The organism is Streptococcus cristatus (assembly GCF_001578775.1).
Taxonomy (GTDB): Bacteria; Bacillota; Bacilli; order Lactobacillales; family Streptococcaceae; genus Streptococcus; species Streptococcus cristatus_A.
Genome location: NZ_KQ969062.1, coordinates 1,417,210 through 1,440,032, shown reverse-complemented (window position 1 = coordinate 1,440,032; position 22,823 = coordinate 1,417,210). Strand labels below are relative to the sequence as shown.

The following is a 22,823-nucleotide window of genomic DNA, read 5'->3' as shown; positions in this document are numbered from 1 at the left end:
TTTTTAAAATAAAATATAAACTTGAAGAAAAGATATGCTGATAAGTCTTTACGCTTTTTCATATTTCTGCTATACTATTCTTAGTAAGGCGTGCATTTGCGCGCTCTTTTCTGTCTAAAAGTGCTCTTCAGTGCTTTTTTATTGTTATAAAAATGGAGGGATTATGCTTTACATTTGGTCTTATTTGAAACGCTACCCCAAGTGGTTGGTACTGGATTTTGTGTCGGCCATCTTTTTTGTAGTGGTCAATCTAGGGCTGCCAACGGTTTTGGCGCGCATGATTGACGAGGGGATTAACCAAGGCAATCAGGAACGCCTGTATTTCTGGGGCTTTATCATGTTACTGGTTATTATCCTTGGGATTTTGGGGCGGATCGTCCTTTCCTATGCCGCTGGAAAATTAACGACCAGCATGGTGCGGGATATGCGGAATGATCTCTATGATAAGCTGCAGGAGTATTCCCATCATGAATATGAGCAGATCGGCGTTTCTTCACTGGTGACGCGGATTACCAGTGATGCCTTTGTCCTTATGCAGTTTGCTGAGCAAACGCTCAAGATGGGAGCTATCACGCCTATCATGATGCTGTCGTCCATCCTCATGATTTTCCTGACCAGTCCGTCCATGGCCTGGATTGTGGCGATTTCAGTGCCTTTTTTGGCAATCGTAGTTTGGTATGTTGCGGTCAAGACGCGTCCCCTGTCTGAAAAGCAGCAGAAGACGCTGGACAAGATCAACCAGTATGCTCGGGAAAATCTGACCGGTCTGCGGGTCATTCGAGCCTTTGCCCGTGAGGAATTTCAGGAAGAGCGCTTCGCTAATGAAAATGAAATTTATGCGGAGAATTCCAACCACCTCTTTAAGCTGACAGGTTTGACGGAGCCCCTTTTTGTGCAGATTATCATTGCCATGATTGTGGCTATTGTCTGGTTTGCTCTTAAGCCACTGGGCAGCGGCGAGTTGAAAATCGGGGATTTGGTTGCCTTTATCGAGTACAGTTTTCATGCCCTTCTGTCCTTCCTGCTCCTGTCCAGTCTCTTTACTATGTATCCACGGACGGCGGTTTCTAGCGAGAGGCTGAAGGAAGTCATGGATATGCCGATTTCCATCGATCCAAATGAGAAGGGGATCACGGAAACTGCGACTCGTGGCTATCTGGAATTTGACAATGTAACCTTTGCCTATCCAGGTGAGACGGAAAATCCTGTCCTACATAATATTTCCTTCCAAGCTAAACCGGGGGAAACGATCGCCTTTATCGGCTCAACAGGTTCTGGTAAATCTTCCTTGGTTCAGCTGATTCCGCGTTTCTATGATGTGACCTTGGGCAAGATTTTGGTGGATGGTGTGGATGTCCGCGCCTATAATCTCAAAGCCCTCCGTCAGAAGATTGGCTTTATCCCGCAGAAAGCTCTGCTATTTACCGGGACGATCGCTGAAAATATCCGCTATGGTAAGGAAGATGCTAGCTCTGAGGAGCTCAATCAAGCAGCAGATGTGGCTCAAGCTCGCGACTTTATCGAGAGCAGAGAAGAACGCTTCGAGACGCATTTGGCTGAAGGTGGCAGCAATCTATCTGGTGGTCAAAAGCAGCGTCTATCCATTGCGCGTGCGGTCCTCAAGGAGCCAGACATTTATATCTTTGATGATTCCTTCTCGGCTCTGGATTACAAAACGGATGCGACTTTGCGCCGCCGACTTAAGGAAGTGACGCAGGATGCAACGGTTCTCATTGTGGCTCAGCGGGTCGGAACTATTATGGACGCGGATCAAATCATTGTCTTAGACAAGGGTGAGATCGTGGGTCGAGGCCGGCATGAGGAACTGATGGAAAATAATGCTATCTATCGCGAAATTGCCAATTCCCAGCTCAATAGCCAATCACTAACAGAAGAATAGGAGGAAGAGATGAAAGAAAATAGTTTTGTCCGTTTATGGGGCTATCTAAAAGTCTATAAAGCCGCCGTGCTTCTTGCAGTCTTCCTCAAGATTGTCAGCGTGGTCATGAGTGTCCTAGAGCCTTTTGTCCTAGGGCTTGCCATCACAGAGCTGACGCAAAATCTGCTGGATATGGCCAAGGGAGTCCCCGGTGCAGCCATCAATAGCAGCTATGTTGCTTGGATCATGCTGCTCTACTTTATTCGTGCCCTTTTTTATGAGATTGGTTCATACTTTTCTAACTATTTCATGACCAATGCTGTGCAGAGCACCGTTCGCGACATGCGCAATGAGCTCAGTCGTAAAATCAATCAAATTCCTGTCTCTTACTTTGATAAGCACCAATTTGGTGATTTGATTGGACGCTTCACTAGTGACGTGGAGACTGTCTCAAATGCTCTCCAACAAAGCTTTTTGCAGGTGGTCAATGCCGTTATGACACTGATTTTGGTCATCGGGATGGTTTTGTATCTGAATCTCCAGCTGGCCTTGATCGTCATCGTCAGCATTCCTCTGACCTATATGGGAGCAAGAATTATCCTCAAGAAATCCCAGCTCTACTTTAAGCAGCAGGCGGATGTTTTGGGCGCTATGAATGGCTTCGTCCAAGAAAATCTGTCTGGCTTCAATGTTCTCAAGCTTTATGGTCGGGAAGAGACCTCGGCTGAGGATTTTCGAGCTATTACTCAAAAATTTGCAGGAAGTCGGCTTTAAAGCTAGCTTTATCTCAGGGCTCATGATGCCCGTGCTGAATGGGATTTCGGATTTGACCTATCTTATCGTTGCTCTCTTGGGTGGTTTACAGGTTATTGCTGGTCAGCTGACGATTGGGAATATGCAGGCCTTTGTCCAGTACGTCTGGCAGGTCAATCAGCCTATTCAAAACCTCACCCAGCTGGCAGGTCAGCTCCAGAGCGCTAAGTCTTCGCTGGATCGGATTTTCCAGATTTTGGATGAGCCAGATGAAGTGATGGATAATACCGTCCAGCTAGACAAGGACTTGACCGGTCAAGTCAGCTTCAAAGATGTAGATTTCCAATATGTGGCAGACAAGCCGCTGATTCGCAACTTTAATCTGGAAGTCCAGCCGGGTGAAATGGTGGCTATTGTTGGGCCGACTGGAGCTGGTAAGACGACCCTGATCAACCTCCTCATGCGTTTCTACGATGTGACCAAGGGCTCTATCAGCGTAGATGGCCACGATATTCGCCAGCTATCCCGCCAAGACTATCGTAAGCAATTTGGTATGGTTCTACAGGACGCTTGGCTTTATGAAGGAACTATCAAGGAAAATCTTCGCTTTGGTAATCTTGATGCTACTGATGAGGAGATTATAGAAGCAGCCAAATCAGCCAATGTGGACCACTTTATCCGCACCTTGCCAGGTGGCTACAATATGGAAATGAATCAGGAGTCTAGCAATATTTCGCTGGGACAAAAGCAGCTCCTGACGATTGCACGGGCTCTCTTGGCCGATCCTAAGATTCTGATTTTGGATGAGGCGACTTCCTCAGTAGATACTCGTTTGGAGTTGTTGATTCAGAAGGCCATGAAAACTCTGATGCAGGGGCGGACGAGCTTTGTCATTGCGCATCGTTTGTCTACTATCCAAGAAGCAGACAAGATTTTAGTGCTCAAGGATGGACAAATCATTGAGCAGGGCAATCATGAGTCACTGTTGGCCGACAAGGGCTTCTATCATGACTTATATATGAGTCAATTTTCGGATAAGAAAGAAGCCTAGACATATAAAAGAGGAAACTCAGCTGAGTTTCCTTTTTGATTTATAATTTGATGGAGTTTTACTTCAAAAACTTGTCGAGTGAAAAGTTGCTTAAAGATCTTCTACTTGAATGACATGGGTTTCAAATTCGAGATTTGGCATGGCTGCTGCTAAATCCTGGTGGATGCGTTCAAGGGCTTCTAGTCGCATTTGAACGGACGTATGGGCATTTCCTTGGATAATGAAAATAGCATTTTTAGTGCGATCATCAAATTTATAAAGGTCGCTGTCACGAACATCAAGCCAGGCAAGGATGCCTTTTTCATCTCGATAGACATAGTCGGTCAGAGCCACGTGCTTTTCCTTGGATAAGATAGGAAGGAAAATATCATCCTTCTGACTGACAGTAAACTCAATCTCATCACCGATTTTATTAAGGTCATGACCGCCGATAGCTAGGAGAGAATGCAAGGATTCTACATTATAAATATCAATAATGCTATTAATCCTTGGAATGGAGCCGCGGTGTTGGATATTGCGGATCAGAGCTGGTACAGTTGGCGGGTTCTTTTTAACACTACGTCCCACTTTCTGCAGCAGATCACAGTAGCCTTGGATAGTCGGATGGTCAGTGATTTCTGCTAGATTGCAGTTCAAGGCCCAGTTCTCTGCTTCCTTCTGTTTTTGGAGAAAGGCTTCTGATAAAGATGCCTGAGGATCGACGTTTCTAGCAATGCCAAGGACGACGCTTGTGATGCCCAGTTCTGCTAAACTTTTATCAATGGTAAATTTCATCTTAGACGGACCTCCATTTTTTTCTTACCATCATTATACCTTTTTCTAGGGCTTTTTACAATGAAAAATATGTGTGGAATAAGGAGAAAAGGAAGGGAAGTAGCAGAATTCCGATGATAAACGCATGCCATTTCCAGTAGATACGGATCAAACCGGCAGTTTCTCGGATCCATGCAGAAGGAAGAAAATAGAAGGCCGTGCGAGAACCAATACTGCGGCCTTTGAGACCAACTTGTTTCATATAGATGCCAGCACGTAGCGCGTGGAAAGAATTTGTGACTAGGACAACTCGATCTTGCTCCAGTCCTTGTGATAGCATAAGCTGTTTACTGAATATGAGATTTTCAAGCGTAGTGCGAGATTTATTTTCGAGGAAAATACTGTCAGCTGGGACTCCTTTATCTATCAAATAACCTGCCATAGCATCTGCTTCGGAAATCCGCTCGTCGTCTCCCTGACCGCCAGAGACAATGATGACTGGCCTCCGATTAAATTTCTCATAGATGGCTATCCCTTTATCCAAGCGCTGAGCCAGCAGGGGAGGCACCTTATCTCCAAACAATCCTGCACCGAGGATAATAATAGTCTGAGGCTCTTTCTTGACTGGAAAAATATTTAAAAAGAATGCATAGATGATATAGGAAAGATAGAGAAAGGTTCCGTAAAATAGTAGCAAATCAGCGAGGGAAATCAAAGTTGCAAGAAATGACCGAGGAGCGAGAAAATGCAGTAAAGCAAGTCCCACGATCGCTAGGCCGTAGAGAAGCGATAGTAGATTGGCTAGTCTGAGTCCCTCTAGCTGTAGCATTTGGCGACCATTAAAAATCAAATAAGCAGTAGAAGCGAAAATACTAATAGGAATTGCTAAAAGCAGGATATAAAAGCTAATCATAGCTGGTGTATAACCAATAAATCGCTCAAGACTAACAATCGTAAGCCCAGCTAAAACAATTCCCATCATCATAAGAGTGAAGGTCAGGAGATAAGCATTGAATAAACTTCTAGGTTCCCGATAGACTAAAAAAGTAAAGATAGCAGCAGGAATGAGCCAGATTAGATGAAGTAACATATTAGAACCTCGCAATTGAACTTATAACTAGTATAGCATAAGTCCATCTCATAAAAAAGGAATTGTCGATATGATATAATTCGAAAATAAGAAAAGATAATTCGTAATAAATCGTATTAAATTTCGTGATTTTATTGGGTTAAGAAAAGGCAATTTTTATTTCAAAATCCTTGCAATGATTGGTGTTTATAGGTATAATGGAAAAATCTTAAAAAGACTGGAGATGACGATGATAAAAAAAGGATCCTTGACCGGTTTGCTTTTATTTGGAATGTTTTTCGGAGCCGGTAACCTGATTTTTCCACCTCAATTGGGTTTGGAATCTGGTCAAAATTTCTGGCCAGCTATTGGGGGCTTTGTCCTATCGGGTGTTGGTATTGCTATTCTAACCTTGATTATAGGTACTTTAAATCCCAAGGGCTATATTGATGAAATTTCGAAAAAGATTGCCCCTTGGTTTGCGGTAGTTTACTTGGTAGCCCTTTATCTTGCAATTGGTCCCTTCTTTGCCATTCCTCGGACGGCGACCACTGCATTTTCTGTCGGGATTGAGCCCATGTTGCCTGCAGGTTCTCATGCCATTTGGCTTTTTGGATTTACGCTGGTTTATTTTGCCTTTGCCTATCTGATTGCACTTAATCCATCGAAAATCCTTGATAGTATTGGTCGTTATTTAACGCCAATCTTTGCCCTATTGATTGTAGTTTTAGTTGTATTGGGCGCTACCAAATATGGTTCCACTGCTCCTCAAGGAGCAACAGCGGAATATGCTGCTTCAGCTTTCGGAGCGGGATTTCTTCAAGGTTACAATACTCTGGATGCCTTGGCTTCAGTTGCTTTTAGTGTGGTTGCTGTGACAACACTCAACCAGCTCGGTTTCAAGAATAAAAAGGAATATATTTCTACTATTTGGGTCGTGGGTATTCTTGTGGCGCTAGGCTTTAGCGTTCTTTATATCGGTTTGGCTTTCCTTGGAAATCACTTCCCACTTAATCTAGAGAATTTGCCGAAAGGTGCAAACGTAGGGGCTTCTGTTTTGTCTTCTGCAACTCAAGCCATCTTTGGTCCGATGGCTCAGATTTTCCTAGCGATTATGGTAACGGTGACCTGTTTTACAACAACAGCTGGACTTATCGTCTCAACTGGCGAATTTTTCCATAATACCTTCCCGAAAGTATCTTATAAAGTGTATGCGACCATTTTTACGCTAGTTGGTTTCGCTATTGCAAATCTTGGTTTGAATGCTATTATTCAGTATTCAGTTCCAGTTCTGGAAATTCTTTATCCTATTACCATTACGATTGTGATGATTGTCATGGTTAATCGCTTTTTACCACTTTCTAAACCAGGAATGCAGTTGACCATCACAGCGGTGACCCTGATTGCTTTTGCTAGCATTTTGGGACGACAATTCAAGCTAACGGCAATTCTCAATCTGATTAATGCTCTACCATTTGCTCAAGCTTCTCTACCTTGGTTGCTGCCGGCTCTGGTTGGCATCTTGCTCTCGCTCCTTTTGCCAAACAAGCAAAAAAGTGACGCTTTTGAATTTGAAGCATAAGAAGAAAATTCACCACAGTGTGGTGGATTTTTTTGACTCATTGTCAATTGTATTAGGTGATTTAAGTTTAAGACTGGGAATGTTTGGTGAAGAAAATCAAGTTGTTTCTTATGAATAATAAGACGATATAAGCATTTTATAAGATAGATTTAAGAGAAATTTTAACTATTTCTTATCTCCATTTAATCTTAGGAGATTATACTAAAGTCATCAAAAAAACAAACCTAAAGGAGAATCTTATGAAATTCAACCTAAATCAAAAGTATGCTCGCTGGTCAATCCGTCGTTTAAGCGTGGGTGTAGCTTCCGTCGTAGTTGCCAGTGGTTTCTTTTTGCTAGTTGGTCAACCAAACACTGTACATGCAGATGTTCTCACTACGACTCCGACTGAAGTTCTTCAAACAGATTCATCATCACTAGAAAAGAATGAGTTGCCAGAGACAGTTTTAAAAGAAGGAGTGGATTCAGCTCTTCCTGAAAATCAGTCAGCTCCAAAGGAAGTAGTTGATGAAACTATTTCTTTAGATAAGTCTAACCCAACTCCAAAGGAAGAAGTAACAAAAACCAAAGAAGAACAGAATATTACAGAAGTTACCGATCAGAAAGAAGAAGCTAAGCCAGTGGCAACTCTTGATGTAGTTTCAAACCAAGCTCGTGAAGCGACTACTCCTCAATCAGTAACAACTCCAGACGAAGTTAAAAAAGGTGTTGCTGAGAATACTAAAGATACAGTAGATGTCCCAGCTAGTTACCTAGAAAAAGCGAACGTTCCCGGTTCATTCTTGGCTGGTGTTAATCAAGTTATTCCGTATGAAGCTTTCGGTGGAGATGGTATGTTGACGCGCCTCTTGCTCAAATCTTCTGACAAGGCACCTTGGTCAGACAATGGAACAGCTAAAAATCCAGCTCTCTTGCCACTTGAAGGCTTGGCGAAAGGTCAATACTTCTACGAAGTGGATTTGAACGGCAATACTACAGGTAAAGACGGGCAAGCCCTTCTTGACCAACTTCGTGCTAATGGCACTCGCAGTTACCAAGCTACTGTCAAGGTCTATGGTGCTAAAGATGGAAAACCAGATTTGACAAATCTTATCGCGACTCGTCAAGTAACGATTCAGCTTCGTGGAAAAGAAATGGCTACAATACCATCTCAAGAAGGTCAAATGAATATGAAACCTTCTACAACACCATCTCAAGAAGGCCAGATGAATAAGAAGCCTTCTGCAACAGATTCTATGAGTACAGCTGAGGGTACGAAGGAAGTAGATCATCGCATGACTGATGTGAAGGGGGAACACCCAACTTCTAAGCCGATGGCAGATACGGTGAAAAAAAATGATAAGCCTACGTTACCAAAAACTGGTGAAGCTCAAACAGCTACAGCTACCATTGGTTTCTTAGGACTAGCCTTGGCAGGAATTCTTAGCCTTCTAGGTTTGAAAGAAAAACAAAAAGATTAAGGTTCAAATCATTTAAAAATTACTAAAAATAGTGTTATACTAAAGCCAGTATAACACTGTTTTTATCAGGAGATTGGCAAATGGGAAAGACAATTTTACTCGTTGATGATGAGATGGATATTCTAGATATTCAAAAGCGCTATCTTATGCAGGAAGGCTACCATGTTTTAGTGGCTCGAGATGGCGTGGAGGGGTTAGATCTTTTCAGAAAGAAATCTGTTGACCTGATCATAACGGACATCATGATGCCGAATATGGACGGTTATGACTTTATCAGTGAGGTTCAGTATATAGCACCTGATCAGCCTTTTCTTTTTACAACGGCTAAGACTAGCGATCAAGACAAAATTTACGGTTTGAGCTTAGGAGCAGATGATTTTATAGCCAAACCTTTTAGTCCGCGTGAGCTAGTTCTAAGAGTCAATAACATTTTGCGCCGACTGCATCGTGGAGGCGAGATCGAACAAATTGAGCTCGGTGATTTGGTGATGAATCATGTGATTCATGAGGCTCGCATCGGGGAGCATTTTTTGGAATTAACAGTGAAGTCCTTTGAACTGCTCTGGATTTTAGCTAGTAATCCTGAGAGAGTTTTTTCAAAGACGGAGCTTTACGAAAAGGTGTGGCAGGAAGACTTCGTAGATGATACCAATACCCTTAATGTTCATATACATGCTCTGAGACAGGAATTGACCAAGTATGCCAGTTCAGACACTCCTGCCGTCAAAACTGTCTGGGGTATAAAATGGAAGGAGCACGAGGTATAAAATGAAATTAAAAAGTTACATTCTGGTGGGGTATCTGATTTCTAGCCTACTAACGATTTTACTCGTTTTCTGGGCAGTCCAGCGAATGTTGATTGTAAAAAGTGAGATTTATTTCCTAGTTGGAATGACCTTGATTGCTAGTTTTATAGGGGCGGCAGTCAGTCTCTTTCTTTTATCGCCAGTATTTTCTTCCCTTCGGCATCTGAAAAAACAGGCTCAGAATATAGCTGACAAGGATTTTAGTGCAGAGATTGACGCCAAGGGCCCTATTGAATTTCAAGAGTTGGGTCAGGCTTTTAACGATATGTCGCATAATTTGCAAGAAACGTTTGAATCGCTTGATGAAAGTGAACGAGAAAAAGGAATGATGATTGCCCAGCTTTCTCACGATATTAAAACTCCCATTACCTCTATTCAGGCGACTGTGGAGGGGATCTTAGATGGAGTGATCAAGGAAGACGAGCAGATTCATTACTTGACCACGATTAGCCGTCAGACAGAGCGTTTGAATAAACTGGTGGAAGAATTGGATGTTTTGACTCTTAATGCCCAGCCTCGAATAGAATCAGATGGAGAAGCTGAAATAGTCTTTCTAGACCAGCTATTGATTGAGGTCATGAGTGAATTTCAACTATTGATTGAGCAAGAGGAGCGAGACATCTACATTCAAGTGTCTCCTGAGTCAGCGAAAATTAAGAGCCATTACGATAAACTTTCTCGTATCTTGGTCAACTTGCTAAATAATGCCTTTAAGTATTCAGACCCTGGAACTAAAATTGAGGTCGTGGCTCAATTAACTGAGCAAATCTTGACAATAAGTGTAAAAGATGAAGGACAGGGTATTGCTCCTGAGGATTTGGATAAGATTTTCAAACGCCTTTATCGTGTAGAAACATCTCGTAATATGAAGACAGGCGGGCATGGTCTGGGTCTTGCTATTGCACGTGAGTTGGCTCATCAGCTGGGTGGAGAAATAACGGTTGAAAGCCAGTATGGCCTAGGAAGCACTTTTACATTTACTCTCAACTTAACATAAATTCACAGAAATTAGTAAACGTTTTCAATTCTTGATTTAGCAAAGATAAAACCAAATTCAAGTTTTTTCAAATCGATCTCCCTATTTTTTGGGGGATTTTTATTTTATACTAGAGTCAGAAAATTGATAGAGAGGTTTTTGAAATGGCAACAAGTTTTTTGTTCTTTATTTCTGTTTTTCTGGCGGGGATTCTTTCCTTTTTCTCCCCTTGTATCTTACCGCTTATGCCAGTCTATGTGGGAATTCTGCTGGATTCGGATCAGCCGAAAACGGTTCGGTTTATGGGAAGGGATCTTTCTTGGCACGGTTTAGCTAAGACGCTCTGCTTTATAGCAGGTCTATCTACTGTATTTTTGGTTTTGGGCTATGGAGCTGGTGCTTTGGGGCAAGTCCTCTATGCCCCTTGGTTTCGCTATCTTTTGGGTGGCATTGTCATTCTACTGGGAATCCACCAGATGGGAATCATCAATATCCAGCGGCTGCAAAAGCAAAAGAGCATCCAACTTAAAAAGAATAGTAAAAGAAGTGATTTTCTTAACGCTTTTCTCTTAGGCATCACCTTTAGTTTTGGTTGGACGCCTTGTGTGGGACCTGTTCTGAGCTCTGTTTTAGCAATTGCAGCTTCTGGAGGCAACGGCGCTCTTCAGGGAGGCTTACTTATGTTGGTTTACACACTAGGATTAGCACTTCCGTTTCTAGCCATGGCTTTGGCTTCTGGCTGGGTATTACAGCGCTTTGCCAAACTCAAACCTTATATGGGAACGCTTAAGAAAATCGGCGGTGCACTCATCATTCTCATGGGAATTTTGCTAATGCTCGGAAATCTAAACGCTTTAGCGTCACTATTTGGATAAATATTATATAATTAAAGGAGAAATATCATGAAAAAAATTGCTACCCTTACAATGGCTACTCTTAGTATCTTTGCCTTGGCTGCTTGCTCCAGTCAAAAGTCAAATTCAGACATGAAAAAGATGGATGACAGCAGTATGATGAAGAAAGAGGATATGAAAAAAGACGACATGAAGAAGGAGGATATGAAAGACTCCAGCATGTCTGATGAAAAGATGAAAAAGGATGAGATGAAGGACTCGTCTATGATGTCCGAAAGTAAGTCTGACATGAAAGATGATATGAAATCAAGCGATTCAAGCATGAAGGATGACATGAAAGATTCATCCGAAATGTCATCTGACAAATAAGAATTCCACCATAGGAAAGAAAGTCGTCAGTTTTGTCGGCTTTCTCCTTATTTTGAAAGGAAAGAAAACGATGAAGAAACTATCGATTTTGACTGCTAGTTTGCTTTGTGTCGGTTTATTGGGAGCTTGCTCAAATCAGCAAATGAATTCGGAAGCTTCTAAAAATGATAAAAGTTCCATGACTAGTAAGGCAAATTCTAATCAAGCTACAAAAATGGCTAAGAACTTTAGTCTGCAAGGAGTAGACGGCAAGACCTACAAGTTGTCTGATTTCAAAGGCAAGAAAGTCTATCTAAAATTTTGGGCTTCTTGGTGCTCTATCTGTCTATCCACTCTTGGAGATACCAATGATTTGGCTAAGGAGCAGTCTGGAAAAGATTATGTTGTGCTGACGGTGGTGTCTCCGACTTTTAACGGAGAAAAGTCTGCTGATGATTTCAAGGAATGGTACAAGTCTTTGGATTACAAGAACATGCCAGTTCTTATGGATACTAAGGGAGAATTACTGAAAGAATACGGTATTCGATCCTACCCATCTGCTCTCTTTATCAATAGTGATGGCTCACTTGCTAAAACTCATGTGGGCTACATGAGTAAGGAAGATATTGAAAAAACACTAAAGGAAATCAAGTAGAAAGGAGCAATGAACATGGAAGGCAAATGGAAGATTTTTCTGATTCTGGTTGGCTTGCTTGCCTGTTTTGGTCTATTTTTCTTAATCAAGGGCTCCATGTCTATTAACCCATCTCAGGCCAATATTGAGCAAATCAAGAAAGCCTCTATGAGCAAGACAGAAGTGACTAAACAGAAGAAAGAAGATGTCAAGGAAGAGGACAAGCGGGAGATTTATCTGGCTGGCGGCTGTTTTTGGGGAGTAGAAGAGTACTTTTCTCGTGTGCCAGGTGTAATAGATGCAGTATCAGGCTATGCAAATGGTAAGGGCGACACGACCAAGTATGAATTGGTCTCCCAAACTGGCCATGCCGAGACTGTTCACATCACTTACAATGCCAAGAAAATTTCGCTAAAAGAAATTCTGCTGCATTATTTCCGCATCATTGATCCAACTTCTAAAAACAAGCAGGGAAATGATCAGGGTACCCAGTATCGGACAGGTGTTTATTATAAGGATGAAGCAGATTTGAATACCATCAATCAAGTTTTTGATGAAGTTGCTAAGAAATATGATAAGCCTTTAGCTGTTGAAAAAGAACCTCTAAAAAACTTTATCAAAGCAGAAGATTACCATCAGGATTACCTAAAAAAGAATCCTAATGGATATTGCCATATCGATGTCAATCAAGCTGCATACCCTGTTATCGAAGCTAGCCGCTATCCTAAGCCTAGCGATGAAGAGATTAAGGCTAAGCTCTCGCCAGAAGAATACGCAGTTACACAAAAGAATGACACAGAGCGGGCTTTTTCTAACCGCTATTGGGATAAGTTTGATGCTGGTATTTACGTGGATGTGGTGACAGGCGAGCCTCTCTTTTCATCAAAGGATAAGTTTGATTCAGGCTGCGGTTGGCCGAGTTTCACACGTCCTATCAGTCCGGATGTTGCAACTTACAAAGAAGACAAGAGCTTCAATATGACTCGAACAGAAGTTCGTAGTCGGGTTGGAAATTCCCATCTGGGCCATGTTTTCACAGACGGTCCTAAGGATAAGGGAGGCTTGCGCTATTGTATTAATAGTTTGTCAATCAAGTTCATTCCAAAAGCTGAGATGGAGGAGAAGGGCTACGGCTATCTGTTGGATTATGTTTAAGAGCATTTTGATTGAAAATTTGCTATAATAAATCCAGTAAAAATAAGGAGTTGAATCTTGTGTATTCAATCATGATTGTAGAGGATGAGTATCTGGTAAGACAGGGGATTGTGTCCTTGGTAAACTATGAACAGTTTGGTATGCAAGTTATTACCCAGGCTGAAAATGGAATAGAAGCTTGGCAGAAATTTCAGGAAAATCCTGCTGATGTCCTGCTGACCGATATCAATATGCCACAGATGAATGGCCTTGAACTTGCCAAGCTAGTCAGGGACCAGGCTCCTAAGTGCCATATCGTTTTTCTGACGGGCTATGATGATTTTGACTATGCTCGGACAGCCATTAAACTAGGCGCAGATGACTATCTTCTCAAGCCATTTTCCAAGGATGATGTTGAGGAGATGTTGGCCAAGGTTCAGATTAAACTTGATAAGGAACGTAAAAAAGCCCAGATTCAAGACTTGGTCGATCAAGGCCAACGTTCTGAGTTGGAAGAGGCTATTCACGCGCGTCTAGCTGATTCAGAATTAAGCTTGAAAAGTTTGGCTTTCCAATTGGGATTTAGTCCGTCCTACCTAAGTGTTCTTATCAAAAAAGAATTAGGCTTGCCTTTTCAAGATTATTTGATTCAAGAACGGATAAAAAAAGCTAAACTCTTACTCTTAACCACAGATTTGAAGATTTATGAAATAGCAGAGCAGGTAGGTTTTGAAGATATGAACTATTTTTCTCAGCGCTTCAAGCAGGTGGTTGGGCTGACACCTCGGCAGTTTAAAAAAGGAGAGGAGAAATGAAACGATATCCGCTTCTTATCCAGTTGATTGTCTATATTTTTCTGCTGGTCCTTTTACTTTTGGGATCTGTTGGGAGTCTTTACTATCAGACTAGCTCGCAGACTATTCGGCAGCTGACAGAGCGGACGACGCGCAATAGTATGGAGCAAAGTGGGCAGTTTATTGCTTCCTATTTGCAAAAATTAAAACAAACCACCTCTACACTGAGCAAGGAAGAAACGATTCGGAAATTTGCTCAGAATCAAGAAAGCAGCGAAAAGTCAGTTCAGACTTTGATGAAAACCATCATTGAGACTGATCCAGATTTGGTGTCGGCAGTATTGGTTACCAAGGACGGGCGCGTGGTCTCGACAGATTCTCAAATCAGCATGCAGACATCTTCTGATATGATGAATGAAAAATGGTATCAGGAAGCTGTTCATACCAAAGCCATGCCTGTCTTAACCCCTGCTCGGAAAGAATCTCTGTCATCAGAGAAAGAGAAGTGGGTTGTTTCTGTCACTCAGGAAGTAGTGGATGAAGCTGGGCAGAATCTCGGTGTTTTACGTCTGGATATCGGCTATAAGAGTCTCAAAGCCTATCTGGATCGGCTTCGGCTAGGGAAAAAGGGCTTTAGTTTTATTGTCAATAGCCAGCATGAATTTGTCTATCATCCCAAGAAGAGTGTTTATTCATCCAGTCAGGAAATGAAAGCTATGCAGCCCTATATCTCGGTCAAGGATGGTTACGCAGACCAGAAGCAGGCTTTTGTCTACCAGATTGATATTGCGGATAGCGACTGGACCTTAATTGGCGTCGCCTCATTAGAGCAATTACAGATGCTTCAGTCACAAATGCTTTATTCTTTTATGGGACTGGGCCTTTTAGCACTCCTGATGTGCTTGACTGGTATTTGGTTCGTTCTGCGTTTGTGGATTAAGCCGCTGCAGAATCTACAAGCAGTTATTCTAAAGATTGGCGCAGGCGAATCAAACCTTCGGGTGGAAGCAAAGGGTTCTCCAGAGTTGGTTGGCTTAGCTCAGCAGTTCAATAAAATGCTGGATCAAATCGAACGACTAATGGAAGCTGTCAAGACAGAAGAACAAAATGTCCGCCGCTATGAGCTCCGAGCTCTCTCAGCTCAAATCAATCCCCATTTCCTTTATAATACCTTAGATACGATTGTCTGGATGGCCGAGTTTAATGACAGCAAGCGTGTTGTTGAGGTAACAAAATCACTCGCTCAGTATTTCCGCTTGGCACTTAATCAAGGACACGAACAGATTTCTCTTAGAGATGAGATTGATCACGTTCGCCAGTATCTCTTTATCCAGAAGCAGCGCTATGGTGACAAGCTCCAATATGAGATTGAAGAGGATGAATCTATAGCTGATTATAAACTGCCCAAGCTGGTACTTCAGCCTTTAGTTGAAAATGCCATATACCATGGTATCAAGGAAATTGACCGACAAGGCGTGATTCGGGTGACGTCAGCAGCAGAAAAGGGGCAGCTGATACTGTCTATCTATGATAACGGCCGCGGTTTTGAACTCCAGAATTCAGTGGACAAGACTCTCCCTCGCTTAGGTGGTGTTGGTCTGAAAAATATCGATCAACGCTTGAAACTTCAGTTCGGCGACGACTACCATATGGAAATCCAGTCCGAACCAGATACATTCACCCAGATCAGTCTTTACTTGCCGCTAGACTCAGATGATTAAGTTCGCTATCCTTCAGTACTCCAGCCGGAAAATTTCCGGCTTTTTTTCTTGTTTAGGAGCAAAATAGTGTTTTTACAGACGGCTTCTCCGATAAATTATACAAAAATGAGGATAGTGTAGCAAAATGTGGAAAAATTTAAATCGTTTGTTATAATAATATTGAAAACACATCTTAAAGGAGGTTGGGATGGAGTCTGGTTTATTTTTTGTTTCGGTCTTTTTGGCTGGAATTCTCTCGTTTTTCTCACCCTGTATCTTTCCCTTGTTACCAGTCTACATAGGGATATTGCTGGATGAAGAAGAGCCTAGAGAAGTCAAGTTTTTAGGCAGAAAGATCGCTTGGACTGGTCTGATCAAGACCCTGTGCTTCATTGCTGGAATTTCTTTAGTTTTCTTTCTACTAGGCTTCGGTGCAGGATTCTTAGGCAGAGTGATTTACGATGAGAAATTCCGTTATCTGATGGGGATTATCATCATTTTGCTCGGAATTCATCAGATGGAGCTGATTAATATCAGGCAGTTACAATTCCAGAAAAATGTGGAATTTAAGAAGAACAGTCGTCGGAATGATTTTCTGTCAGCTTTTTTGCTTGGTATTAGTTTCAGTTTTGGTTGGACACCTTGCATTGGACCTGTCCTTAGTTCGGTTCTGGCTCTAGCTGCCTCTGGAGGAAATGGAGCTATCCAAGGAGCGCTTTTGACACTGGTTTATACTTTGGGAATGGCTTTACCATTTCTCATCTTAGCTTTAGCTTCTAGCTTCGTTATGCGGTATTTTTCAAAAATCAAACCCTATATGGGTCTAATGAAAAAAATCGGAGGAGTCTTAATTATTTTTATGGGAATCCTTCTCATGCTCGGGCAATTAAATGCTTTATCAGGAATTTTTGGATAAAAGGAGAAAAAGATGAAAAAAATTCTTTCGATCGTTGTTGCTTCGATAGCTTTTCTGACACTATCAGCTTGTTCATCTGACGAAAAGGGGATGGATAGTCAAAGCCAGTCCAGTACAAGTGTCCAATCGCTGGTTGCAGTTGGTCAGGAGGCACCGGACTTCACTCTTCAGTCAATGGATGGAAAAACTGTCAAGCTTTCTGATTACCGTGGAAAAAAAGTCTATCTGAAGTTCTGGGCTTCTTGGTGCGGACCTTGTAAGCGAAGCATGCCAGAATTGGTTGAGTTAGCTGGTAAAAAAGACCGTGATTTTGAAATATTGTCTATTGTAGCACCAGGTCTCCAAGGAGAGAAGTCTGTTGAGGACTTCCCGAAATGGTATCAAGAACAAGGCTATAAGGATGTGCCCGTTCTATTTGACACGTCTGGTGCAATCTTCCAAGCCTATCAGGTTCGCAGTATTCCAACCGAAATCCTCATTGATAGCCAAGGAAAAATTGGGAAGATTCAATTTGGAGCAATCAGCAACGAAGAAGCAGAAAAGGCCTTCAAGGAAATGAAATAAAATAAAAAAGAATGGATATAAAAATCCATTCTTTTCATTTTGTTCTGATTAAGCACTAGCGCCAGATGTTGCATCGGCATCTCCACCGCCGTGACCACCGCCAGTATCTGAAGCACCAGAAGTGGCATCGACGGCTGCAGCTGCAGGAGCAAAAGGACCACTTCCTCCAACCAAGCGTTGACCAGTTGTTTTTAGATACCAATCTAGCCAAGGCTGGAAGTTAAAGACGATTTCGTTGATACCAGCGTAAGATCCGTCAGGATAGTACATTGCTTGGTAGTTATGGGTGTTGATCACGCCTTCAGGTGAGCCCGGCACGATTGTACGAACGTACTCTTGATCACCGTTACGAAGAACACCAACTACCCATTCTACGTTCTTCATGCGGGCAGCAGGAAGAGAGTTGTGTAGAGTTGAGAGACGGCCACCTGATTGGGATGGTACACGTTTGGCAAACATAGTGTCTGGATCTTGGTGAGCGTTGTTATAGTAAAGGAACTGGTTGTTATCATCAGCATAAGTCAACTCAAACGGCATAGCCTTTAAGAACATGTCGATTTGGTTAACAGTCAGGATACCATGGTCAAGCTTGACATAGGTATCGCCAGAAACAGCACCAACAGCTTTTGCAGCTTTTTCTACCCATTCTGGATCGTCAGGGTCAACTTCTGTGATGGTTGTTGCGATTGGGTTCGTGACATCTAAGTCTTCAGGAGCAATTGGTTTAGGTTTTTTCAATTTTGAGACTACCTCAACATATTTAACAAAGTTATCTAAGCAAGATTCAAGGAATTTAACAGTTCCTTCGTTTGTGATGTTGCCTTCATTATCAAAAGCTTCTTTCGCTTTACCAAGAAGGAATTCATTTCCTGGTAAAGTATAAGCATTGACACCTGGAGCATCCAAAATCTTACGTAAATGTACTTGGGCACGAGACGTTCCTTGGTCGTAGTAGGAAGCTCCCACAATCATGACAGGCTTGCTTTCAAATGGGTGAACCTCATAAGAAAGCCATTCGAGGACGCTCTTGAGAGCTGCTGTAATGGTGTGGTTGTGCTCAGGAGTGGCAATGATGACACCATCAGCGCGCGTGATGCGGTTGTACAAAAGGCGCAGCTGGAAGGATTCATCCCATTTTTCATCTTGATTAAAGAGTGGAACTTCATCAATTTCCAAGACTTCTAATTCAAATTTCAGTTTAAATTGTTTTCTGATGAATTCTAGTAATTTACGGTTGTATGATTGGTCTGCATTTGAGCCGACAAGTCCAACAAATTTCATGTGATTCTTTCCCTTCTAGTTCTTACAATTTTTCCCAGTCAAAGTTTTCAGCTTCTTGATGAAGAAGTGCTTGGGCACTTGATAACTTTTCTGTAATTTTAACAAACAAACGGAAGTCATCAAAAAGAGCGTCCAATTTTTGAATGGTTTCGAGGTCAATCAAGTCTCCATTTTTATCAAAGGCTTGAAGTGAGTGAGAAAGTAGGAATTCAGAACCTGGCATAACAGAAGCTTTGAGTTCTGGCGAATCCAAAATTTGACGGAGTTGTAGTTGGGCACGAGATGAACCCAGAGTTCCATAAGAGGCTCCTGTAATCATCACTGGTTTACCAAGTAATGGATAGATACCGTAAGACAACCAAGCCAAGGCACTCATAAGAACAGCGGGAATAGAGTGATCATATTCAGGCGTTCCGATGATAACACCATCAGCAGCTTCGATTTTCGCAGCGATTTCTTTAACGATCTCTGGAACTTGCATATCAGACGGTTTGTTGAAAATAGGAATATCTTTGATTTCAATCAACTCGATTTCTGCTTTATCAGCAAAATGCTTTTGCATGTACTGAAGGAGTTGGCGGTTGGTTGATTTCTTTGAGTTTGTACCAACTAGACCGATAAATTTTAACATAGTAGGTTCCTTTCTGGATTTAGGATAAGATTTCTGGGCTGAGACCAGATGAATAAAAAATTTGATGATTTTCTGTAATAACGAAGGCTTCGATTCCATTTTCTTGTTCGACTTTCTCTAAGATGGAAGTAGGGCTTTCCCCGAATAAACGGGTCGTCCATATTTCACCATCGACGGACTTTGATGAAACAATCGTGAGACTAGCTAGTTGATTGTCGATTGGGTAGCCTGTGGTACGGTCAAAAATATGATGATAAACCCTGCCATCTACCTGCAGTTTTCTTTCATATATCCCTGAAGTCACGACAGACTGATTCTGAACGGACAGAAGAGCTAGGTTATTTCCACGTAGCAAGATTGGATTTTGAATGCCAATGCGCCAGCAACGATTATTTTTTTCATTTAGACCGATGGTTAAGATATTTCCACCAAGATTGATGAGGGCGGAGGTGACATCTTGTCCTCTTAAAAAAGCAGCGATTTTATCCGCAATATAACCTTTGGCAAGGGCGCCCAAGTCGATTTTCATGCCTTCCATTGTCAGAAAAACACTGGAGGCGGTTGCATCTAACTCGATATACTCAGGGTTAGTGAGTGACAGCGCTTGCTTGATTTCTTTTGGACTGGGAACTTTTGCATCTGCAAAGCCAATTCGCCAAGTTTGAATCAGGGGTCCCAAGGTAATATTTAGATGACTGTCTGGAGCGAGACTATGTTTTTTTCCCAACTCAATCAACTCAAACAAATCAGGATGGACACAAACGGGATGTTTACCGGCAGCGTGATTGATTTGCATGAGCTCAGAGCTGTCATCATTTGCACTAAAGCGCTTTTCATACAATCTTAGGAGAGAAAATACCTGGTCTAAAAGACTGTCGGCATTTTCATGGAGAATCGAAATAGTGATAGTCGATCCCATTAAATGGATGGATCTAGAAATAAGATCCACTTTTATCACAACCTTCCCTATTAAATTTCTTAATCTTCTCTATTAGTATAACAGAAAGATACCGTTTTCACAATTGTAAATATATAACATTTTCAGAAAAATTGAATTTTTTTGTCTAAAATCAAAGCTATTTGCCAAATTTTAAAAAAATTCTGAGCATATATCTTGTAAACGCTAACAGATACATGGTATACTAGTTTGGTAAATTAAATTTAAAGGTGGATTATTCTATGAGTAAAATCGTTGTAGTTGGTGCTAACCACGCTGGTACAGCTTGTATTAATACGATGTTGGACAACTTTGGTCATGAAAATGAAATTGTGGTATTTGACCAAAACTCAAATATTTCATTCCTTGGTTGTGGAATGGCACTTTGGATCGGGGAACAAATCGATGGTCCAGAAGGACTCTTCTATTCTGACAAAGAAAAATTGGAAGCTAAGGGCGCTAAAGTTTACATGAACTCACCAGTACTTTCAATTGATTACGATAATAAAGTTGTGACTGCAGAAGTAGAAGGCAAAGAACACAAAGAGTCTTACGATAAATTGATCTTTGCAACTGGTTCAACTCCAATCTTGCCTCCAATTGAAGGCGTTGAAATTGTTAAGGGGAACCGCGAATTTAAAGCGACTCTTGAAAACGTCCAATTCGTTAAATTGTACCAAAATGCTGAAGAAGTTATTGAAAAACTTGAGGACAAGAGCAAACACCTTGAGCGCATTGCCGTTGTTGGTGGTGGTTACATCGGTGTAGAACTTGCTGAGGCCTTCGAGCGTCTTGGAAAAGAAGTGGTGCTTGTGGATATCGTGGACACTGTATTGAACGGCTACTACGACAAAGACTTCACTCAAATGATGGCGAAGAACTTGGAAGAGCACAACATCCGCTTGGCTCTTGGTCAAACAGTTAAAGCCATCCAAGGTGATGGTAAAGTTGAACGCTTGGTAACAGACAAAGAAACATTTGATGTGGACATGGTTGTTCTTGCAGTTGGTTTCCGTCCAAACACAGCGCTTGCTGACGGTAAGATCGAGCTCTTCCGCAACGGTGCCTTCCTTGTAGACAAGAAACAAGAAACATCTATCCCAGGTGTATACGCTGTTGGTGACTGTGCGACTGTTTATGACAATGCTCGTAAAGACACAAGCTACATCGCTCTTGCATCTAACGCTGTACGTACTGGTATCGTGGGTGCTTACAACGCTTGTGGTCATGAGTTGGAAGGAATCGGTGTGCAAGGATCAAATGGTATCTCTATCTACGGTCTTCACATGGTTTCAACTGGTTTGACTCTTGAAAAAGCCAAAGCTGCTGGCTACAACGCAGCTGAAACTGGCTTTAACGATCTTCAAAAACCAGAATTTATCAAACATGACAACCACGAAGTTGCCATCAAGATTGTCTTTGACAAAGACAGCCGCGAAATCCTTGGTGCGCAAATGGTATCTCGTGACTCTGCAATTAGCATGGGAATCCACATGTTCTCACTTGCTATCCAAGAGCACGTAACAATTGACAAGTTGGCCTTGACAGATCTCTTCTTCTTGCCACACTTTAACAAACCATACAACTACATCACAATGGCTGCACTTACAGCTGAAAAATAATTAATGAAAGTCCCGATGAGGGGCTTCTTTGGTTCCTTGTTTTATCGAGCCCAATTATCAAGACGATATAGAAGAGAAGAAAAGCTGAAATATGAGAATATAGGATAAATAAATATATTATAGCAATATCGACTAGAATACTAATTAAGAATCATTCTAATGAGTTTTAAAATTAGTTCTATTTTAGATTTTTTTGTTATACTAAGATGAAAATAAAATTTTAGAAAGTTGTTCTATGAAGAAAAACATTGTTCTTTTCACTTTTCTCCTTCTAAGCGCGATTGGCTTGGAATACGAGACGCAAGCTTATACTACTGGCAGTATGTCAGGTACTGGTTATGGAATTGTCGGACTGTCAGCCCTTTTGGCCCTGCTTTATATCATCCCAGCTCTGCTTTTGATTCGCGGCTTGGGTAAAAAATGGCAGACGCCTGCATTTAGCCTTGGGCTTGCTCTGCTAGGTGGGCTATTCATTTCTGGATGGACGTCTGGCTTAGCCAATACTTATATCCACGAGTGGGTTAGCACGAGTTTTCCAAATACAGTGATTAGTTATCTGGAGAATGCCCTTGCAGCTCCGCTGGTTGAAGAGCCGCTTAAGCTTTTGGCGGTTGCTTTCGCTGTCTATCTAGTGCCAGTCAAAAAACTTAAAGGCTTTTTACTGTTGGGAATTACAGCTGGCATAGGTTTTCAGATTAGTGAGGACTTTTCTTATATCCTTTCCGACCTTCCTGAAGGATTTTCCTTCACTATCTCTGGTATTTTAGGCCGTATCACTGGTGGGGTAGCTTCTCACTGGCTCTACACTGCTTTGACCACTATCGGATTAGCTCTGATGTTTCGATTTGCTAAGACTCAAAAGAGCTATTTTAAAGCCGGTCTATTTTACTTCTTATCAGCTTTTGTTCTCCACTTCTTCTGGAATTCTCCATTGACTTCTATTGAAACAGATATCCCAGTCATCGTTCCTGTCATGACTGCTGTGGCTGTCTTCATTTTCTACCAAGCTTATCGAACAGCTCACAAGATTGATCAGGAAGACTTGTCAATCTAAAGACGGAGAGTGGGACAGAAATCGG

20 protein-coding genes and 1 pseudogene are annotated in these 22,823 nt (G+C 41.8%); 16 read left to right on the top strand and 5 right to left on the bottom strand.

Going from position 1 to position 22,823, the window contains the following annotated elements; genetic code table 11:
* Window positions 1-163 precede the first annotated feature (163 nt).
* Entirely contained in the window at window positions 164-1,900 is a 1,737-nt protein-coding gene (locus tag SCRDD08_RS07150) for an ABC transporter ATP-binding protein (protein WP_061423026.1), read from the top strand.
* 9 nt (window positions 1,901-1,909) lie between these two features.
* Window positions 1,910-3,683: pseudogene (locus SCRDD08_RS07145) on the top strand (ABC transporter ATP-binding protein).
* Window positions 3,684-3,773: 90 nt separating this feature from the next.
* Here the strand turns inward: SCRDD08_RS07145 and SCRDD08_RS07140 are convergent.
* Entirely contained in the window at window positions 3,774-4,457 is a 684-nt protein-coding gene (locus SCRDD08_RS07140; protein ID WP_061423025.1) for a B3/B4 domain-containing protein, read from the bottom strand.
* A gap of 55 nt (window positions 4,458-4,512) precedes the next feature.
* Entirely contained in the window at window positions 4,513-5,526 is a 1,014-nt protein-coding gene (locus SCRDD08_RS07135) for a YdcF family protein (protein ID WP_061423024.1), read from the bottom strand.
* Window positions 5,527-5,755: 229 nt separating this feature from the next.
* On the opposite strand from SCRDD08_RS07135, the gene brnQ reads away from it, so the two are divergent.
* The 12 genes from brnQ (at window position 5,756) to sdbB (ending at window position 17,273) form a co-directional block, all read left to right on the top strand.
* Complete coding sequence (gene brnQ, locus SCRDD08_RS07130) at window positions 5,756-7,087, top strand: branched-chain amino acid transport system II carrier protein (RefSeq protein WP_061423023.1); 1,332 nt, start codon at window positions 5,756-5,758, stop codon at window positions 7,085-7,087.
* A gap of 239 nt (window positions 7,088-7,326) precedes the next feature.
* Window positions 7,327-8,547: an SSURE domain-containing protein gene (locus SCRDD08_RS07125; RefSeq protein ID WP_061423022.1), complete on the top strand. Its 1,221-nt coding sequence runs from the start codon at window positions 7,327-7,329 to the stop codon at window positions 8,545-8,547.
* An 80-nt stretch (window positions 8,548-8,627) separates the two neighbouring features.
* Window positions 8,628-9,314 carry a response regulator transcription factor gene (locus SCRDD08_RS07120; RefSeq protein ID WP_061423021.1) on the top strand — a complete coding sequence of 229 codons (687 nt, stop codon included), beginning with the start codon at window positions 8,628-8,630 and terminating at the stop codon, window positions 9,312-9,314.
* Between the two features lies 1 nt (window position 9,315).
* Window positions 9,316-10,350, top strand: a complete 1,035-nt coding sequence (locus SCRDD08_RS07115) for a HAMP domain-containing sensor histidine kinase (RefSeq protein WP_061423020.1) — start codon at window positions 9,316-9,318, stop codon at window positions 10,348-10,350.
* Between the two features lie 143 nt (window positions 10,351-10,493).
* Window positions 10,494-11,204 carry a thiol-disulfide oxidoreductase-associated membrane protein CcdA2 gene (gene ccdA2 / locus SCRDD08_RS07110; protein ID WP_061423019.1) on the top strand — a complete coding sequence of 237 codons (711 nt, stop codon included), beginning with the start codon at window positions 10,494-10,496 and terminating at the stop codon, window positions 11,202-11,204.
* Between the two features lie 27 nt (window positions 11,205-11,231).
* Window positions 11,232-11,552 carry a hypothetical protein gene (locus SCRDD08_RS07105; RefSeq protein ID WP_061423018.1) on the top strand — a complete coding sequence of 107 codons (321 nt, stop codon included), beginning with the start codon at window positions 11,232-11,234 and terminating at the stop codon, window positions 11,550-11,552.
* A gap of 70 nt (window positions 11,553-11,622) precedes the next feature.
* The gene (locus SCRDD08_RS07100) at window positions 11,623-12,186 is read left to right on the top strand and encodes a redoxin family protein (RefSeq protein ID WP_061423017.1); all 564 of its coding nucleotides are present in this window, start codon (window positions 11,623-11,625) and stop codon (window positions 12,184-12,186) included.
* A 15-nt stretch (window positions 12,187-12,201) separates the two neighbouring features.
* A complete protein-coding gene (msrB, locus tag SCRDD08_RS07095; RefSeq protein WP_061423016.1) occupies window positions 12,202-13,320 on the top strand; it encodes a peptide-methionine (R)-S-oxide reductase MsrB in 1,119 nt (372 codons plus the stop codon).
* Window positions 13,321-13,379: 59 nt separating this feature from the next.
* Window positions 13,380-14,114, top strand: coding sequence for a response regulator transcription factor (locus SCRDD08_RS07090; protein WP_061423015.1), 735 nt, complete (start codon window positions 13,380-13,382; stop codon window positions 14,112-14,114).
* On the top strand, window positions 14,111-15,814 hold the full coding sequence (locus SCRDD08_RS07085; protein ID WP_061423014.1) for a cache domain-containing sensor histidine kinase: 1,704 nt from the start codon (window positions 14,111-14,113) through the stop codon (window positions 15,812-15,814). The genes SCRDD08_RS07090 and SCRDD08_RS07085 overlap by 4 nt, the downstream gene beginning before the upstream one ends.
* Before the next feature lie 187 nt (window positions 15,815-16,001).
* Window positions 16,002-16,709 carry a thiol-disulfide oxidoreductase-associated membrane protein CcdA2 gene (ccdA2, locus tag SCRDD08_RS07080; RefSeq protein WP_005589800.1) on the top strand — a complete coding sequence of 236 codons (708 nt, stop codon included), beginning with the start codon at window positions 16,002-16,004 and terminating at the stop codon, window positions 16,707-16,709.
* A 12-nt stretch (window positions 16,710-16,721) separates the two neighbouring features.
* Entirely contained in the window at window positions 16,722-17,273 is a 552-nt protein-coding gene (gene sdbB / locus SCRDD08_RS07075; RefSeq protein WP_061423013.1) for a thiol-disulfide oxidoreductase-associated lipoprotein SdbB, read from the top strand.
* A gap of 48 nt (window positions 17,274-17,321) precedes the next feature.
* On the opposite strand, the gene SCRDD08_RS07070 is transcribed toward sdbB, so the two are convergent.
* Genes SCRDD08_RS07070 through SCRDD08_RS07060 form a run of 3 tightly spaced genes read right to left on the bottom strand, consistent with a single transcriptional unit; the run spans window position 17,322 to window position 20,134 of the window.
* Window positions 17,322-18,554 (bottom strand): NAD(P)H-dependent oxidoreductase, encoded by a 1,233-nt coding sequence (locus SCRDD08_RS07070; protein ID WP_061423012.1) that lies wholly within the window; start codon window positions 18,552-18,554, stop codon window positions 17,322-17,324.
* Between the two features lie 22 nt (window positions 18,555-18,576).
* Window positions 18,577-19,185 (bottom strand): NADPH-dependent FMN reductase, encoded by a 609-nt coding sequence (locus tag SCRDD08_RS07065; protein ID WP_005589803.1) that lies wholly within the window; start codon window positions 19,183-19,185, stop codon window positions 18,577-18,579.
* Window positions 19,186-19,204: 19 nt separating this feature from the next.
* Window positions 19,205-20,134 carry an FAD:protein FMN transferase gene (locus SCRDD08_RS07060; RefSeq protein WP_330997118.1) on the bottom strand — a complete coding sequence of 310 codons (930 nt, stop codon included), beginning with the start codon at window positions 20,132-20,134 and terminating at the stop codon, window positions 19,205-19,207.
* Between the two features lie 230 nt (window positions 20,135-20,364).
* On the opposite strand from SCRDD08_RS07060, the gene nox reads away from it, so the two are divergent.
* Together nox and SCRDD08_RS07050 are read left to right on the top strand one after the other, a co-directional pair.
* On the top strand, window positions 20,365-21,744 hold the full coding sequence (nox, locus tag SCRDD08_RS07055) for a H2O-forming NADH oxidase (RefSeq protein ID WP_061423010.1): 1,380 nt from the start codon (window positions 20,365-20,367) through the stop codon (window positions 21,742-21,744).
* A 235-nt stretch (window positions 21,745-21,979) separates the two neighbouring features.
* Window positions 21,980-22,798 (top strand): PrsW family glutamic-type intramembrane protease, encoded by an 819-nt coding sequence (locus SCRDD08_RS07050; RefSeq protein ID WP_061423009.1) that lies wholly within the window; start codon window positions 21,980-21,982, stop codon window positions 22,796-22,798.
* Window positions 22,799-22,823: the final 25 nt, after the last annotated feature.

What these genes read in the sequence shown, in the direction of transcription:
- SCRDD08_RS07150 (WP_061423026.1), top strand. Translation starts at nt 164, where the DNA reads ATGCTTTACATTTGGTCTTATTTGAAACGCTACCCCAAGTGGTTGGTA.
- SCRDD08_RS07140 (WP_061423025.1), bottom strand. Translation starts at nt 4,457, where the DNA reads ATGAAATTTACCATTGATAAAAGTTTAGCAGAACTGGGCATCACAAGC.
- SCRDD08_RS07135 (WP_061423024.1), bottom strand. Translation starts at nt 5,526, where the DNA reads ATGTTACTTCATCTAATCTGGCTCATTCCTGCTGCTATCTTTACTTTT.
- brnQ (WP_061423023.1), top strand. Translation starts at nt 5,756, where the DNA reads ATGATAAAAAAAGGATCCTTGACCGGTTTGCTTTTATTTGGAATGTTT.
- SCRDD08_RS07125 (WP_061423022.1), top strand. Translation starts at nt 7,327, where the DNA reads ATGAAATTCAACCTAAATCAAAAGTATGCTCGCTGGTCAATCCGTCGT.
- SCRDD08_RS07120 (WP_061423021.1), top strand. Translation starts at nt 8,628, where the DNA reads ATGGGAAAGACAATTTTACTCGTTGATGATGAGATGGATATTCTAGAT.
- SCRDD08_RS07115 (WP_061423020.1), top strand. Translation starts at nt 9,316, where the DNA reads ATGAAATTAAAAAGTTACATTCTGGTGGGGTATCTGATTTCTAGCCTA.
- ccdA2 (WP_061423019.1), top strand. Translation starts at nt 10,494, where the DNA reads ATGGCAACAAGTTTTTTGTTCTTTATTTCTGTTTTTCTGGCGGGGATT.
- SCRDD08_RS07105 (WP_061423018.1), top strand. Translation starts at nt 11,232, where the DNA reads ATGAAAAAAATTGCTACCCTTACAATGGCTACTCTTAGTATCTTTGCC.
- SCRDD08_RS07100 (WP_061423017.1), top strand. Translation starts at nt 11,623, where the DNA reads ATGAAGAAACTATCGATTTTGACTGCTAGTTTGCTTTGTGTCGGTTTA.
- msrB (WP_061423016.1), top strand. Translation starts at nt 12,202, where the DNA reads ATGGAAGGCAAATGGAAGATTTTTCTGATTCTGGTTGGCTTGCTTGCC.
- SCRDD08_RS07085 (WP_061423014.1), top strand. Translation starts at nt 14,111, where the DNA reads ATGAAACGATATCCGCTTCTTATCCAGTTGATTGTCTATATTTTTCTG.
- ccdA2 (WP_005589800.1), top strand. Translation starts at nt 16,002, where the DNA reads ATGGAGTCTGGTTTATTTTTTGTTTCGGTCTTTTTGGCTGGAATTCTC.
- sdbB (WP_061423013.1), top strand. Translation starts at nt 16,722, where the DNA reads ATGAAAAAAATTCTTTCGATCGTTGTTGCTTCGATAGCTTTTCTGACA.
- SCRDD08_RS07070 (WP_061423012.1), bottom strand. Translation starts at nt 18,554, where the DNA reads ATGAAATTTGTTGGACTTGTCGGCTCAAATGCAGACCAATCATACAAC.
- SCRDD08_RS07065 (WP_005589803.1), bottom strand. Translation starts at nt 19,185, where the DNA reads ATGTTAAAATTTATCGGTCTAGTTGGTACAAACTCAAAGAAATCAACC.
- nox (WP_061423010.1), top strand. Translation starts at nt 20,365, where the DNA reads ATGAGTAAAATCGTTGTAGTTGGTGCTAACCACGCTGGTACAGCTTGT.
- SCRDD08_RS07050 (WP_061423009.1), top strand. Translation starts at nt 21,980, where the DNA reads ATGAAGAAAAACATTGTTCTTTTCACTTTTCTCCTTCTAAGCGCGATT.